Genomic DNA, 13,180 nt, shown 5'->3' with positions numbered 1-13,180 from the left:
TTGACACCTCAGACCAGCGCGTTGCGTTTGGCCATCTCGATAAGGTCGACCAAGGTGTCGACCTGGAGTTTCTGCATCAGGCGCTTCTTGTAAGTGCTGACGGTTTTGTTGCTGAGAAACATGCCTTTGGCAATTTCCTTGTTGCTGCGCCCTTGGGCGAAAAGTTGCAGCACCATCAGTTCGCGATCGTTGACCTGCCGGAAAAGCCTGAGATCGGTGTCTGCTGTTTCGTGGCCCGTGTGGATGGCCTGGCTGGGAAAGTAGTTGTATCCGGCCAGTACCGCCTTGATAGCGCTGAGCAGTTCGCTCAGGTCTTCCTGTTTGCATACATAGCCTGCCGCACCTGAGTGCATGCAGCGCACGGCGAACAGCGCAGGCGATTGCGCGGTCAGGATCAGTACCTTCAGCGGCAAGGCCATGGTTTGAAAGCGCGAGAGGACCTCGAGGCCATCAAGCTTGGGGATGCTGATATCCAGAATCACCAGGTCGGGCATTGTTTCGCGGATCATCTGCATGGCGTCCACGCCATTGTCCGATTCGCCTACGACTTTGTAGTTCTGGTTTTCAAGCAGCATACGGACAGCCAGGCGGATGACCGGGTGGTCATCGACAATAAATACGGAGTGCATGTTCAACTTCCCTGCGGCGGATGACGAGGCAGGGGGCACATTAACCCAGTTGCATCTGACATGGGGTGTGAAGTGTGGCGATTAAACGTATATGGGAAATGGCTTACAGCAGAAGGCAATTAGAGCTACGAAGTGTAATGATTTGATTCAGTGTCAAAGGTCTCTTGGTAACTTTTTGTTTTGTAAATATTCGTTCTGTTTAACAAGTGGCGGCAGTTGTAGGAAATATCCCTCACTATAATGGGCCGCATGCGCAACGGCATGCGGCAGTACCCAGGTTCAGGTCGGGCTGGACCGCCCGGTCATCTCGCGGGCCATTTCGCTGGCATAGCTGTCGGTCATGCCGGCGATGAAATCGATCATGCGCAGGTAGGCTTTGTGCAAAGAATCATGCGGGTGTGGGGCGTTGTTACCAATCAGATCGAGTACGCGGCGGCTCTTGAAGGAGGGGGTGCGCCCGCCATGCTGCTCAAGGGCCGCAGCACAGAACGTGTTGAGGAGGATTTCCAGGGTGGTGTAGGCACCGATTTCGTGCAGCGTCTTGCGCTTGTCCTGGAATATCTTGTTGCGTGCCATGTCCTTGGCCTGAAGCACGCAGCGCTTGGCCGGGCCGTGCATGTGCTCGACCAGGTCGCCACTCAACTGCCCGGCAAGCAATGCCTGCTGTTGCTCGACGAAGGCGCTCGCGGCGGCGTTGGTCAGGTGCTCGATGGCTTTGCCACGCAAGATGGCCAGCTTGCGTCGTCGCGAATCTGCAGGGCCAAGCTGGCGATACGTTTCTGGCAAGTCATCGCCCACCAGGTCGAGCAGCAGCGCCTCCACTTCGGCGTACTGCAGCAACTCCATCTCCAGGCCGTCTTCCAGGTCGATCAGGCCGTAGCAGATGTCATCGGCTGCCTCCATCAGGTAGACCAGTGGATGGCGCGCCCAGCGCTGCTCCTCAAGTAACGGCAGGCCGAGCTTGTGCGCGATCTGTTCGAGCAGCGGCAACTCGCTCTGGTAGCAGCCGAACTTATGCTTCTTGTACCCCAGGGCATCAGCGTGCCGGGCGGTCCAAGGGTATTTGAGATAAGTACCGAGGGTCGCGTAGGTCAGCCGGGTACCGCCGTCGAACTGGTGATACTCAAGCTGGGTGAGCACGCGAAACCCTTGGGCGTTGCCTTCGAAGTTGAGGAAGTCGCCGCGCTCGTCATCCGTCATGTCATCCAGCCAGCCGCGCCCTGCAGCCTGCTGGAACCAGTGGCGGATGGCATCTTCGCCTGAGTGGCCGAACGGCGGGTTGCCGATGTCGTGGGCCAGGCAGGCGGACTGCACGATCATGCCCAGATCACTGGGTTCACACCAGTCTGGCAGGCTGTCGCGCAGCGTTTCGCCGACGCGCATGCCCAATGAGCGCCCTACGCAACTTACCTCGAGGGAATGGGTCAGGCGCGTGTGAATATGATCGTTGCTGGAGACGGGGTGGACCTGGGTCTTGCGCCCCAGGCGGCGGAACGCGCCTGAGAAGATGATCCGGTCGTGGTCTTTGTGGAAGGGGCTGCGCCCCAGTTCATCGGGGCTGTACAGGGCTTTGCCCAGGCGCTCGCGGGTGAGCAGGGTGTGCCAGTCCAAGGCTCGCTCTCCTGTAGGTCGAATGGCGTAGCTTCCGGTGTCGCGCAGGGCTATGCAAGCGGAAAATCGATACCGGCCTGATCGTCGGCACGCCGTCTCTCACAGGTGCTTGCCACGCTTGAAACGCGTGGGTCACCTGCGAGTGAAGACTCTGGAGGTGGCTCAGGAGCGCCGCGAGCCTTGCAGATACACCTTCAACAGCGGCAGCAGCGTAGTGCCCAGGCGCACCAGGCGTGACAGGTTGCCGCTGCGCACCCCCTTGCCGGTCAGAAAGCCCAGCGCAACCACCGCACCAATGCCCCATAGGGGAGCGTGTTTGATGCCCAGGCCATCTTGCAATGAGCCGCCCATGCCACGCAGGCGGTGCAGTGGCTGCAGCATTTGCCCGGACTCCTGGCGGATCTGCTGGCGATGCATTTCCATGCGCAGGCGCAGCAGGGCTTTGCGCAGCTCCCGTGGGTTACGCGTATTGGGTAGTTCAGGCAGGCTCATGGCAGCAGGCGCTCCCGGTCCTTGGCAAGTTCTTCGAGGGTGGCGCCAAACGGCGAGGACTCGTCGAATACCGCCGCCCTCAGCCGTAGGCCGCAATACAGCGCAGCCACACCATAAAACACACACAGGCCGATGATCCCTGCCAGGCGGTAGCTGTCCCACAGCAACACCAGCAGCAGGCCCGACAAGGCTGTCAGCAGCAGCAGTGCGAACACCAGCGCCAGGCCAGCGAACAGCAAAAGGCTCAGGGTGCGTCCTTTCTGCTCCTGCAGTTCGATACCGAACAGTTCGATATGGCTGTGCAGCAGCCCCAGTATCGCGGCGCCCAGGCGCCTGCCCGAGGCACCGGTGCCAATGGCGTCATTCTCCATGGAGGCTCCTTAGCGCCGATTGGCCAACAGGCCGATCAGCAGGCCGACACCTGCGGCAATGCCGATGGCCTGCCAAGGGTTTTCCTGAACGTAGTGCTCGGCACTACCCAAGGCCGCCTGGCCACGCTCACGCACCGATTCCTGAGTCAGTTGCAAGGTTTCGCGGGCCTGCGTGAGGCGCTCGTGGATCTGCTCACGCAGCTCATCGGCCTGGTCGCCCGCCAGATTGGCGGTGTCGGCCAGAAGCTTCTCGGTATCACGGACCAAAGCCTGGAAGTCCGCCATCAATATCTCTTGTGCAGTCTTTGCCGATTTGCTGGCCATGGTGCTCTCCCTGTGTAGGTGTGTAGGTAATTCGAGTTTCGCTGTGCGCTGAAGGTTCACTTCGTCGCTGGTATGGGCCTTGCTGTCGCTGGTATGGGCCTTGCTAATGAAGATTGCCACAACGCGGGGCGTAGACCGGAGCGATGCGCCGATACTGGGCGTCGACCCCGGCAGATACCGATAAACCTTAACCCAATCCACGACAAACCCAAGAAAAAACCACGCAGGCTTCGCTCGGTCCACCGTACCCGGGCAATGGGCTGGCACCGATCCGGTGCATGGATGCAGGTTCTTGAACTGTCCTGGTGCCTTTTTTCAGTAGGTCTGCCTTTTCATGGACAACATGCACAGCGCCATGGACTCCCTGGTCCACGGTTCCAACACGCTCTTCATCCTCATGGGCGCCATTCTGGTGCTTGCCATGCACGCGGGCTTCGCGTTTCTCGAAGTGGGCACCGTGCGCCACAAGAACCAGGTCAATGCCTTGTCGAAGATACTCAGCGATTTCGCCATCTCGGCGCTGGTGTACTTCTTCATCGGTTACTGGGTTGCCTATGGTGTGAGTTTTCTGCACCCGGCATCCCAGCTGGCCGCCGACCACGGCTATGCCCTGGTCAAATGCTTTTTCCTGTTGACGTTCGCGGCAGCGATACCGGCAATCATCTCCGGGGGTATCGCCGAGCGTGCGCGGTTCGTGCCTCAGCTGTGTGCCACAGCGTTGATCGTAGCCTTCATTTATCCGTTCTTCGAGGGCGTGGTATGGAATGGCAACTTCGGCGCACAGGCATGGCTGCAGGCGCGTTTTGGTGCGCCTTTCCATGACTTTGCAGGGTCTGTGGTGGTGCATGCGATGGGCGGCTGGCTGGCACTGGTGGCAGTGCTGCTGCTGGGTGCACGGCGGGGGCGGTACCGTGATGGTCGGCTGGTGGCCTTCGCTCCGTCGAGCATTCCGTTCCTGGCACTGGGCTCGTGGATCCTGATCATCGGCTGGTTCGGCTTCAATGTCATGAGCGCGCAGACCTTGCAAGGCGTCAGTGGCCTGGTGGCGATCAATTCGCTGCTGGCCATGGTAGGCGGCACCCTGGCAGCGTTGTTGGCCGGGCGTAACGACCCTGGATTTTTGCACAACGGGCCGCTGGCGGGCCTGGTGGCGATCTGTGCAGGTTCGGACCTGATGCATCCGATCGGTGCACTGGCTACTGGCCTGGTGGCCGGTGTTCTGTTCGTGTGGAGCTTCACCGCCGCGCAAAACCGCTGGAAGATCGACGATGTGCTGGGCGTGTGGCCATTGCATGGGCTATGTGGCCTATGGGGCGGGATAGCCTGTGGCATCTTCGGCCAGGCAAGCCTTGGCGGTATGGGAGGCGTCAGCCTGACCAGCCAGTTGATCGGGAGCCTGGCAGGGGTGCTGATCGCGCTGCTTGGGGGCTTTGTCGTGTACGGGCTGATCCGCGCGGTACTCGGCCTGCGCCTGAGCCATGAACAGGAGTTTCAGGGCGCCGACTTGTCGCTGCACCGCATCGGTGCCACCAGCCAGGATTGAACGAGGTCAGGTGCACATGGGGCGGTAGCGACCTAGAATAGGCTTCTCATCCATGCCAAACCGGGTCCCGCCCCATGCTGCCTGAATGCCAACTCTTCGGCACCGTCGGGTGCCACTTGTGTGAAGTGGCCGAAGCCGTTCTCATGCCTTTCGTCGATCATGGCCTGCTGGTCGAACTGGTCGATATCGCCGAGAGCGAGGCGCTGTTCGAGCGCTACGGGCTTATCATTCCCGTGCTGCGTCGTTGCGATACCTCGGCCGAACTGCACTGGCCGTTCGATCCTGAACAGGTTGTAGCCTTTCTCGCGCAATGACAACGGCAGGGGAAGCATCGCCTGCCTGCATGAGCTGAGCTGTTACCCGAAGATGCCGTGCCGGCGACACACGCCGGAACCTCATCATCGTCGAGAATGCAGTCATGTTCATCACACCAAATTTCACCCTGGAAGAGATGATTGTCTCGCAGGTCGCCGCTCGGGAAGGGCTGGACAATACGCCCTCGCAGCAAGTCATCAGCAACCTGCACCTGCTGTGTGAAGCCCTTGAGCAGGTGCGGGCCCTGTTTGGCCTGCCGGTAATCATCAGCAGTGGCTACCGGTCCCCCGCGTTGAACAAGCGTATAGGCGGCTCCCCGCGCAGCCAGCACCTGCAGGGCTTGGCCGCGGACTTCGAGATATTCGGCATCAGTAACCGGGAAGTGGTCCGCCGGGTGAGCGCAAGCGCAGTGAATTTCGACCAGATGATTCTCGAGTTCGACAGTTGGGTCCACCTGTCGGTAACGCCGAGCGTCCCGCGCCGTGAAGTGCTGACCATCCGCAGGGGTACAGGCTACCTGCCAGGTTTGCAGTGAGCAGGGGATGAATTGACGGCGGGGTGTGCAAGTTCGTATGCTGTATATAAATACAGTATCGAGGTAAGCCCATGCTCAATGTCGAGCAACTCAAGTACAGCGTCAACCGCATGCCGGTGGAGCGGGTATGTGACGCCGTGCTGGAACTGCGCCTCGAAGGCTTGGTCACCGATGACCGTACGCCGTTCGGCAAGGTTCATTTCAATACCTGCTTCGCCGAGATCGAGGCGCTGTTCCAGCGGGCCGGCTACCATCGAGGGTTGGATGTGGTGGGTTACCAGGGCTTGCTGTATGCGCTCTATGATCCCGGCCGCTGGGAGCCCGTGCAGGTTCTGCGCTGGCTGAAGGCGCGCAGCGAGGCTATGGTCCAGGCTGGTTGAGCTGGCGGGGTTGGGGGATAATGCCCGGCCCTGCCTGCCCCGAGTCTCGCCATGACCACGCCTTTCGACCCCGCCCGCCAGCAAGCCAGCACGGTCTGCCTGCCACCTGGCAACTGGGCGACGGTACTTGATTGCCTGTGCGACCATTTCAAGGCAATCGAGCGTGCGCAGTGGCTTGACCGCTTTGCTCGTGGCCGGGTGCTCAACGCCGAAGGCCAGGCGATCGCTGCCGACCTGCCTTACCGCCGCGGCATGCGCCTGCACTATTTTCGTGAGGTGCCCAACGAGCGGCCGATCCCGGTAGAGGAAGCCATCCTGCATGTGGATGAGCATCTGGTGGTGGCCGACAAACCGCATTTTCTGCCGGTTACGCCAACCGGCGAGTATGTCGAACAGACGTTGCTGCGCCGTTTGATCCGGCGCCTGGATAACCCTCACCTGGTGCCGTTGCACCGCATCGACCGGCATACCGCAGGGTTGGTGTTGTTCTCGGCCAACCCGCAAACCCGCAGCGCGTACCAAAGGCTGTTCCCCGAGCGCCGCATCGACAAACGCTACCACGCCATCGCCCCGGCCTTGCCCCAGCGTGATTTTCCTCTGGTGCATAAAAGCCGTCTGGTGCATGGCGAGCCGTTTTTCCGCATGCATGAGGTACCGGGCGACGATAACAGCGAAACCCTGGCCGAGGTGCTGGAGAAGCAGGGTGAGCTATGGCGCTACGGCCTTTCACCGGTGACCGGCAAGACGCATCAACTGCGGGTGCACATGGCGGCACTGGGCGCGGGGATCTGTAACGATCCGTTCTATCCTGAGTTGCTCAAGGTAGAAGATGATTACCAGCGGCCATTGAAGCTGCTGGCACACAGCTTGCGCTTTGCTGACCCGTTGACGGGGGAGGAGCGCTATTTCGAGAGTCGTCTGACCCTCGGTTGGTAGTGCCCCTTCGCGGGCAAGGTCGCGAAGGGGCGCAGTGTTGTCAGCGGTTGAACCGCTCCACCAGTGAGTACTGGCCACCGGCGGTGGTGGTCAATGCTTCGCTGAGCAGCGCCGAATGCTGCGCCTGCTCGGCTGTCTGGTCGGCCAGTTCGGCGATCGTGCTGATGTTGCGGCTGATCTCGTCAGCCACGGCTGTCTGCTCTTCAGTGGCGGCAGCGATCTGGGTCGCCATGTCGGTAATGTTGGCCACCGCCTCGCTGATCCCCATCAATGCCTGGTCAGCCTGCATCACTCGTTCTACACCTTCCTGAGCCTGGCGATGGCCAGATTCCATGGTGAGCACGGCGTTGTTGGCTGTCTGTTGCAGCTTGGCAATCAGGCCATGGATCTGCCCTGTGGACTCAGCGGTACGCTGGGCCAGCTGGCGCACTTCGTCGGCCACCACGGCAAAGCCACGGCCCATTTCGCCCGCGCGGGCTGCTTCAATGGCGGCGTTCAGGGCCAGCAGGTTGGTCTGGTCGGCAATGCCCTTGATCACATCGACCACGCCACCGATTTCGTCGCTGTCCTTGGCCAGTTGCGTCACGGTCTCGCCGGTTTCACCCACGGCCGCCGACAGGCGCTCGATGGCGTCGCGGGTTTCACCGGCGATCTGCCGGCCCTGGCTGGTCAGGCGATTGGCTTCCTGTGTGGCATCGGCGGTGCGCTGTACATGGTTGGCCACTTCCTGGGTCGTGGCGGCCATCTGGTTGACGGCGGCGGCAACCTGCTCGGTCTCGACCCGTTGGCGCTCCAGCCCCGAAGAGCTCTGGTGGGCCAGGACGTCGGACTGGCGTGCCTGGTCGCTGAGGTGTTCGGCGCTGTCCTGCAGGCGGGTCAGGCAGGTTTTCATGCGCGCATCCTGGCTGAGCAGGGCCATTTCCAGGCGTGCCTGCACGCCTCGGCTGTCGGTGTACATCTGGGCGATCAGTGGGTCGGAAGTGGTCTGTTCGGCCAGGCGTAGCAGGCGCTTGAGGCCGCGTTGTTGCCAGCTAAGGCCGAGCAGGCCGAGCGGCACCGACAGGCCGGCGGCCAGGGCGAAGCCCCAGGAATGCCCGAGCCAGTTGCCGATCAGGAAACCGATCTGGCTGACCAGGATGAAGGGCAGCCAGTCCTGCAGCACTGGCAGCCACTTGTCACGGCGCGGAACGGCGGGCTTGCCCTGATTCAGGCGCTGGTACAGGGCTTCGGCGCGGCGGATCTGCTCGGCGGTGGGCTTGACCCGCACCGACTCGAAACCGGTCACCTGGTTGTTGTCGAAGATCGGCGTGACGTAGGCGTTGACCCAGTAATGGTCACCCGACTTGCAGCGGTTCTTGACGATGCCCATCCAGGGCTGGCCTTGCTTGAGGGTCTGCCACATGTGGGCGAACACCGCAGGCGGCACATCAGGGTGGCGTACCAGGTTGTGCGGTGCGCCGATCAGCTCCTCGCGCGTGAAGCCGCTGATCTCGACGAACGCATCGTTGCAATAGGTGATCACACCCTTGGCATTGGTGGTCGAGATCAAGCGTTGTTGGGCAGGGAAAGTCCTTTCCCGTTGGGTAATCGGCTGGTTGTTCCGCATGGGCTGAGTAATCCGCAAGGCTTTCGACAGATATCGGCAAGCCAGTACTTTTATTGAATGGATATTTAACTTCGTTGATCTGGCGCAGGAACGGACTGCGGGGATTACGCTAGCAGGCCCGCACGTTCGCGAAAGATGGCGTCACTATTGCAGGTTTATTGCAGGGAGTGACGTGCAGGTCAAATCATGACTCATTGGCTGGCCAAGAGCCAGCCTCCGGCACAAAAAAGGGGCGCATTTGCGCCCCGGTCAGCTGGCTTTCAGCTGGCGATCAACTGCCTCAACACATAGTGCAAAATCCCGCCGGCTTTGAAGTATTCCACTTCATTGACCGTATCGATCCGGCACAGTACCTCAATGTCTTGCTGCTGCCCGTCCTCACGGGTGATGCGCAGTTGCAGGCTCATGCCTGGCTTCAACTGAACCCCGGCCAACCCAAGTACGTCGATTCGCTCTTTGCCGGTGAGCCCCAGTTGCTTGCGATCGTGCCCGGCTTTGAACTGCAATGGCAGTACGCCCATGCCGACCAGGTTGGAGCGGTGGATGCGCTCAAAACTCTCCGCCAGTACCGCCTTGACCCCCAGCAGGTTGGTGCCTTTGGCTGCCCAGTCGCGGCTGGAGCCGGTGCCATATTCCTGGCCGGCGATCACCACCAGCGGCGTGCCTTCAGCCTGGTAGCGCATGGCCGCGTCGTAGATCGAGAGCTTTTCCCCAGTGGGCACGTACAACGTGTTGCCGCCTTCTTCACCGGCGAGCATCTCGTTGCGGATGCGGATGTTGGCGAAGGTGCCACGCATCATCACCTCATGGTTGCCCCGCCGTGAACCGTATGAGTTGAAGTCGTGAGGTTCGACGCCTTTTTCGCGCAGGTAGCGCCCGGCCGGGCTGTCGGCCTTGATGTTGCCGGCCGGGGAAATGTGGTCGGTAGTCACCGAATCGCCAAGCAGGGCGAGAATGCGCGCACCCTGGATGTTCTCGATCACCGGCAGTGGGCCGCCAATGCCGTCGAAGAAGGGAGGGTGCTGGATGTAGGTGGAGTCGTCCTGCCACACGTAAGTGGCCGCCTGCGGCACTTCGATGGCTTGCCACTGGGCGTCACCGGCGAATACCTCGGCGTACTCCTTGTGGAACATCGCCGTGTCGACCTTGGCCACGGCGTCGGCGATTTCCTGCTGGCTGGGCCAGATGTCGCGCAGGTACACCGGCTGCCCGTCCTTGCCGGTGCCCAGCGGGTCACGGGTAAGGTCCAGGCGAACGCTGCCGGCCAGGGCGTAGGCCACCACCAGTGGCGGGGAGGCCAGCCAGTTGGTCTTGACCAGCGGGTGCACCCGGCCTTCGAAGTTGCGGTTGCCTGACAGTACCGAGGCGACGGTCAGGTCGGCGCTGCCGATGGCGGTCTCGATGGCTTCGTCCAGTGGACCGGAGTTGCCGATGCAGGTGGTACAGCCGTAGCCGACCAGGTCGAAACCCAGTTGGTCGAGGTAAGGAGTGAGCCCGGCGGCATTGTAATAATCGGTGACCACTTTGGAGCCGGGCGCCAGCGAGCTTTTTACCCATGGCTTGCGCTGCAGCCCTTTCTCCAGGGCCTTTTTCGCCACCAGGCCGGCCGCCATCATCACACTGGGGTTGGAGGTGTTGGTGCAGGAGGTAATTGCGGCGATTACCACGGCACCATCGCGCAGGGTATAGGTCTGGCCTTGGTGGCTGTAGTCGATCTCGCCGGCCTGGTCGGCATTGCCCACTGCCACACCACCACCGCCTTCGCTTTCCAGGCGGCCGACCTCTTTGGCCAGGGGTTTGGGCTGCAATTCGATGAAGTGGTCGAACGCCTGGCTGACCTGGCCGAGCGCAACGCGGTCCTGGGGGCGTTTTGGCCCGGCCAGGCTAGCTTCGACTTCGCCCATGTCCAAGGCCAGGGTATCGCTGAACAGCGGTTCCTGCCCCGGCAGGCGCCACAGGCCCTGTGCCTTGCAGTACTGTTCGACCAGTTGCACCGTCTGCTGCGGTCTGCCCGAAAGGCGCAAGTAGTCCAAGGTGACCTCATCGACCGGGAAGAAGCCACAGGTCGCGCCGTATTCCGGTGCCATGTTGGCAATGGTGGCACGGTCGGCCAAGGGCAGGTCGGCCAGGCCGTCACCGTAGAACTCGACGAACTTGCCGACCACGCCTTTCTTGCGCAGCATCTGTGTCACGGTCAGCACCAGGTCGGTGGCGGTGATGCCTTCGCGCAGCTTGCCGGTAAGCTTGAAGCCGATCACTTCCGGGATCAGCATCGACACCGGCTGGCCGAGCATGGCAGCTTCCGCTTCGATCCCGCCAACGCCCCAGCCGAGCACGCCCAGGCCGTTGATCATGGTGGTGTGCGAATCGGTGCCGACCAAGGTGTCGGGGAACGCATAGGTGCGCCCATCGGCCTCACGGGTCCATACCGTGCGGCCCAGGTACTCCAGGTTGACCTGGTGGCAGATGCCGGTGCCCGGCGGCACTACGCGGAAGTTGTCGAACGCGCTCTGGCCCCAGCGCAGGAAGGCATATCGTTCGCCATTACGCTGCATTTCGATGTCGACGTTTTCACTGAACGCCTGGGGGGTGGCGTAGCGGTCGACCATCACCGAGTGGTCGATCACCAGGTCCACGGGCGACAGCGGGTTGATCCGCTGGGGGTCGCCCCCGGCCTTGGCCATGGCAGCGCGCATGGCCGCCAGGTCGACTACCGCCGGTACGCCGGTGAAATCCTGCATCAATACCCGCGCCGGGCGGTATTGGATCTCGCGATCGGAACGGCGGTCTTGCAGCCAGTCGGCGAGGGCGCGCAGGTCGTCGCTGCTGACCGTCTCGCCATCTTCCCAGCGCAGCAGGTTTTCCAGCAGTACCTTGAGCGACATGGGCAGGCGCTGCAGGTCGCCTAGTTGTCGTGCAGCCTCGGTGAGGCTGAAGTAATGGTAGGTCTGGTCGGCCACCTTGAGGGTTTTGAGGGTTTTCAGGCTATCGAGCGAGGGCATTGCCAACTCCTTATGCACCGGTGCCCGGCATTGGCTGGATGATGCCGGTGTCACCGCTCTGTTTCGGCCCGCACGGTACGGACCTGGCTGAAGAGTCAGGTTAGACCGGTTTGTCTGCCCTGACCCTATTCTGGACCGGCGGGGCATGTCGCAGGTTCCGATCTTCCTTTATCATCGCCGCCCTGCCGGCGCCTGTGGTGCGCCAGCCGTAGTGGAGTGAGAGATGAATACCCTGTTCATGCATTGCCGGCCCGGGTTCGAGGGCGAGGTCTGCGCCGAGATCAGCGAACACGCTGCCCGCCTGGGGGTTGCCGGTTATGCCAAAGGCAAGCCGCAGAGCGCCTGCGCCGAGTTTGTCTGCGCCGAAGCCGAAGGTGCCGAACGGTTGATGGCGCAGCTGCGCTTTGCCCAACTGATCTTCCCGCGCCAGTGGGCGCGTGGCGGCTACATCGAACTGCCTGAGACCGATCGGATCAGCGTGTTGCTCGAGCATCTGGCAACACTGCCGGTGTTTGGCAGCCTGTGGCTGGAGGTGCTGGACAGCAACGACGGCAAGGAGCTGTCGACGTTCTGTCGCAAGTTCGAGGTGCCGCTGCGCAAGGCTTTGGAAAAAGCCGGCCGCTTGGTCGATAACGCCAGCCTGCCTCGCCTGTTGCTGACCTTCATCAGTGGTCGTCGGGTATTCGTTGGCGTTGCCGAGGCGAACAACAGTGCGCTGTGGCCGATGGGAATTCCTCGCTTGAAATTCCCGCGTGAAGCGCCGAGCCGCTCGACCTTGAAGCTTGAAGAGGCCTGGCACCAGTTCATTCCACGGGAGCAGTGGGAGCAGCGGCTGGGCGATGACATGACCGGGGTGGACCTCGGGGCTTCACCGGGGGGGTGGACGTACCAACTGGTGCGCCGTGGCATGCTGGTCACTGCTATCGACAATGGGCCGATGGCAGAGAGTTTGATGGACACCGGGCTGGTTCAGCACCTGATGGCCGACGGCTTCACTTGGCAGCCCAAGCAACCGGTGGACTGGATGGTCTGCGATATCGTCGAGAAGCCGGCGCGCACCACTTCGTTGATCGAGACTTGGTTGGGGGAGGGCTTGTGCCGGGAGGCGGTGGTCAACCTTAAGTTGCCGATGAAGCAGCGATATGCCGAGGTGCGTCGCTTGCTGGACCGCATGGAGGCGACCTTCAAGGCGCGCAAGGTCAAGGTGTCGATTGCCTGCAAGCAGCTGTATCACGACCGCGAGGAAGTGACGTGCCATCTGCGCAGGCTGGACCTGAAACCGCGAAAGTAAGCCGTTGCCGTTGCCGTTGCCGTTGCCGTTGCCGTTGCCGTTGCCTTGCTTTTGCTTTTAAGCGCACGATAGTTCAGACGCCGCAGATTGCGACTTCAGGAGGCCGAGCGCAGGTCTTGCGAAGGGAGGTGACGGGCATGGATGC

At 61.7% G+C, this 13,180-nt stretch carries 13 protein-coding genes; 6 read left to right on the top strand and 7 right to left on the bottom strand.

Annotated elements, in window-relative coordinates; translation table 11 throughout:
• Positions 1-8 precede the first annotated feature (8 nt).
• From BLX42_RS13110 to BLX42_RS13090, 5 genes are all read right to left on the bottom strand, one after another.
• Entirely contained in the window at positions 9-629 is a 621-nt protein-coding gene (locus BLX42_RS13110) for a response regulator transcription factor (protein ID WP_046786486.1), read from the bottom strand.
• A 279-nt stretch (positions 630-908) separates the two neighbouring features.
• Positions 909-2,240 carry a deoxyguanosinetriphosphate triphosphohydrolase gene (locus tag BLX42_RS13105; RefSeq protein WP_046786485.1) on the bottom strand — a complete coding sequence of 444 codons (1,332 nt, stop codon included), beginning with the start codon at positions 2,238-2,240 and terminating at the stop codon, positions 909-911.
• 162 nt (positions 2,241-2,402) lie between these two features.
• Complete coding sequence (locus BLX42_RS13100) at positions 2,403-2,732, bottom strand: hypothetical protein (protein WP_046786484.1); 330 nt, start codon at positions 2,730-2,732, stop codon at positions 2,403-2,405.
• Positions 2,729-3,103: a phage holin family protein gene (locus BLX42_RS13095; RefSeq protein ID WP_115275423.1), complete on the bottom strand. Its 375-nt coding sequence runs from the start codon at positions 3,101-3,103 to the stop codon at positions 2,729-2,731. Before BLX42_RS13095 ends, BLX42_RS13100 begins: the two co-directional genes overlap by 4 nt.
• Positions 3,104-3,112: 9 nt before the next feature.
• Positions 3,113-3,427 (bottom strand): YqjD family protein, encoded by a 315-nt coding sequence (locus BLX42_RS13090; protein ID WP_012313531.1) that lies wholly within the window; start codon positions 3,425-3,427, stop codon positions 3,113-3,115.
• A gap of 334 nt (positions 3,428-3,761) precedes the next feature.
• Here BLX42_RS13090 and BLX42_RS13085 point away from each other — a divergent pair, with 334 nt between their 5' ends.
• From BLX42_RS13085 to BLX42_RS13065, 5 genes are all read left to right on the top strand, one after another.
• Positions 3,762-4,970: an ammonium transporter gene (locus BLX42_RS13085; RefSeq protein WP_046786482.1), complete on the top strand. Its 1,209-nt coding sequence runs from the start codon at positions 3,762-3,764 to the stop codon at positions 4,968-4,970.
• A 74-nt stretch (positions 4,971-5,044) separates the two neighbouring features.
• Positions 5,045-5,284, top strand: coding sequence for a glutaredoxin family protein (locus BLX42_RS13080; RefSeq protein WP_039603811.1), 240 nt, complete (start codon positions 5,045-5,047; stop codon positions 5,282-5,284).
• A gap of 104 nt (positions 5,285-5,388) precedes the next feature.
• A complete protein-coding gene (locus tag BLX42_RS13075) occupies positions 5,389-5,820 on the top strand; it encodes a D-Ala-D-Ala carboxypeptidase family metallohydrolase (RefSeq protein WP_161871931.1) in 432 nt (143 codons plus the stop codon).
• A 71-nt stretch (positions 5,821-5,891) separates the two neighbouring features.
• On the top strand, positions 5,892-6,200 hold the full coding sequence (locus tag BLX42_RS13070) for a hypothetical protein (protein WP_039603809.1): 309 nt from the start codon (positions 5,892-5,894) through the stop codon (positions 6,198-6,200).
• A gap of 51 nt (positions 6,201-6,251) precedes the next feature.
• Positions 6,252-7,136, top strand: coding sequence for a pseudouridine synthase (locus BLX42_RS13065; protein ID WP_046786480.1), 885 nt, complete (start codon positions 6,252-6,254; stop codon positions 7,134-7,136).
• A 40-nt stretch (positions 7,137-7,176) separates the two neighbouring features.
• Here the strand turns inward: BLX42_RS13065 and BLX42_RS13060 are convergent, their stop codons facing one another.
• Positions 7,177-8,742 (bottom strand): PAS domain-containing methyl-accepting chemotaxis protein, encoded by a 1,566-nt coding sequence (locus tag BLX42_RS13060; protein ID WP_161871930.1) that lies wholly within the window; start codon positions 8,740-8,742, stop codon positions 7,177-7,179.
• Between the two features lie 260 nt (positions 8,743-9,002).
• The gene (gene acnA, locus BLX42_RS13055) at positions 9,003-11,744 is read right to left on the bottom strand and encodes an aconitate hydratase AcnA (protein WP_119688569.1); all 2,742 of its coding nucleotides are present in this window, start codon (positions 11,742-11,744) and stop codon (positions 9,003-9,005) included.
• Positions 11,745-11,967: 223 nt separating this feature from the next.
• Here acnA and rlmM point away from each other — a divergent pair, with 223 nt between their 5' ends.
• A complete protein-coding gene (gene rlmM, locus BLX42_RS13050; RefSeq protein ID WP_046786477.1) occupies positions 11,968-13,035 on the top strand; it encodes a 23S rRNA (cytidine(2498)-2'-O)-methyltransferase RlmM in 1,068 nt (355 codons plus the stop codon).
• Positions 13,036-13,180 lie beyond the last annotated feature (145 nt).

It is taken from the genome of Pseudomonas sp. SG-MS2 (assembly GCF_009933855.1).
GTDB classification, from domain to species: domain Bacteria; phylum Pseudomonadota; class Gammaproteobacteria; order Pseudomonadales; family Pseudomonadaceae; genus Aquipseudomonas; species Aquipseudomonas putida_E.
Note: the sequence above shows the minus strand (reverse complement) of the source record. Positions and strands in the feature narration are given on the sequence as shown.

Excerpts from the sequence above, each read along its gene's own strand:
- BLX42_RS13110 (WP_046786486.1), bottom strand. The coding sequence starts at position 629 with ATGCACTCCGTATTTATTGTCGATGACCACCCGGTCATCCGCCTGGCT.
- BLX42_RS13100 (WP_046786484.1), bottom strand. The coding sequence starts at position 2,732 with ATGAGCCTGCCTGAACTACCCAATACGCGTAACCCACGGGAGCTGCGC.
- BLX42_RS13095 (WP_115275423.1), bottom strand. The coding sequence starts at position 3,103 with ATGGAGAATGACGCCATTGGCACCGGTGCCTCGGGCAGGCGCCTGGGC.
- BLX42_RS13090 (WP_012313531.1), bottom strand. The coding sequence starts at position 3,427 with ATGGCCAGCAAATCGGCAAAGACTGCACAAGAGATATTGATGGCGGAC.
- BLX42_RS13085 (WP_046786482.1), top strand. The coding sequence starts at position 3,762 with ATGGACAACATGCACAGCGCCATGGACTCCCTGGTCCACGGTTCCAAC.
- BLX42_RS13080 (WP_039603811.1), top strand. The coding sequence starts at position 5,045 with ATGCTGCCTGAATGCCAACTCTTCGGCACCGTCGGGTGCCACTTGTGT.
- BLX42_RS13075 (WP_161871931.1), top strand. The coding sequence starts at position 5,389 with ATGTTCATCACACCAAATTTCACCCTGGAAGAGATGATTGTCTCGCAG.
- BLX42_RS13070 (WP_039603809.1), top strand. The coding sequence starts at position 5,892 with ATGCTCAATGTCGAGCAACTCAAGTACAGCGTCAACCGCATGCCGGTG.
- BLX42_RS13065 (WP_046786480.1), top strand. The coding sequence starts at position 6,252 with ATGACCACGCCTTTCGACCCCGCCCGCCAGCAAGCCAGCACGGTCTGC.
- BLX42_RS13060 (WP_161871930.1), bottom strand. The coding sequence starts at position 8,742 with ATGCGGAACAACCAGCCGATTACCCAACGGGAAAGGACTTTCCCTGCC.
- acnA (WP_119688569.1), bottom strand. The coding sequence starts at position 11,744 with ATGCCCTCGCTCGATAGCCTGAAAACCCTCAAAACCCTCAAGGTGGCC.
- rlmM (WP_046786477.1), top strand. The coding sequence starts at position 11,968 with ATGAATACCCTGTTCATGCATTGCCGGCCCGGGTTCGAGGGCGAGGTC.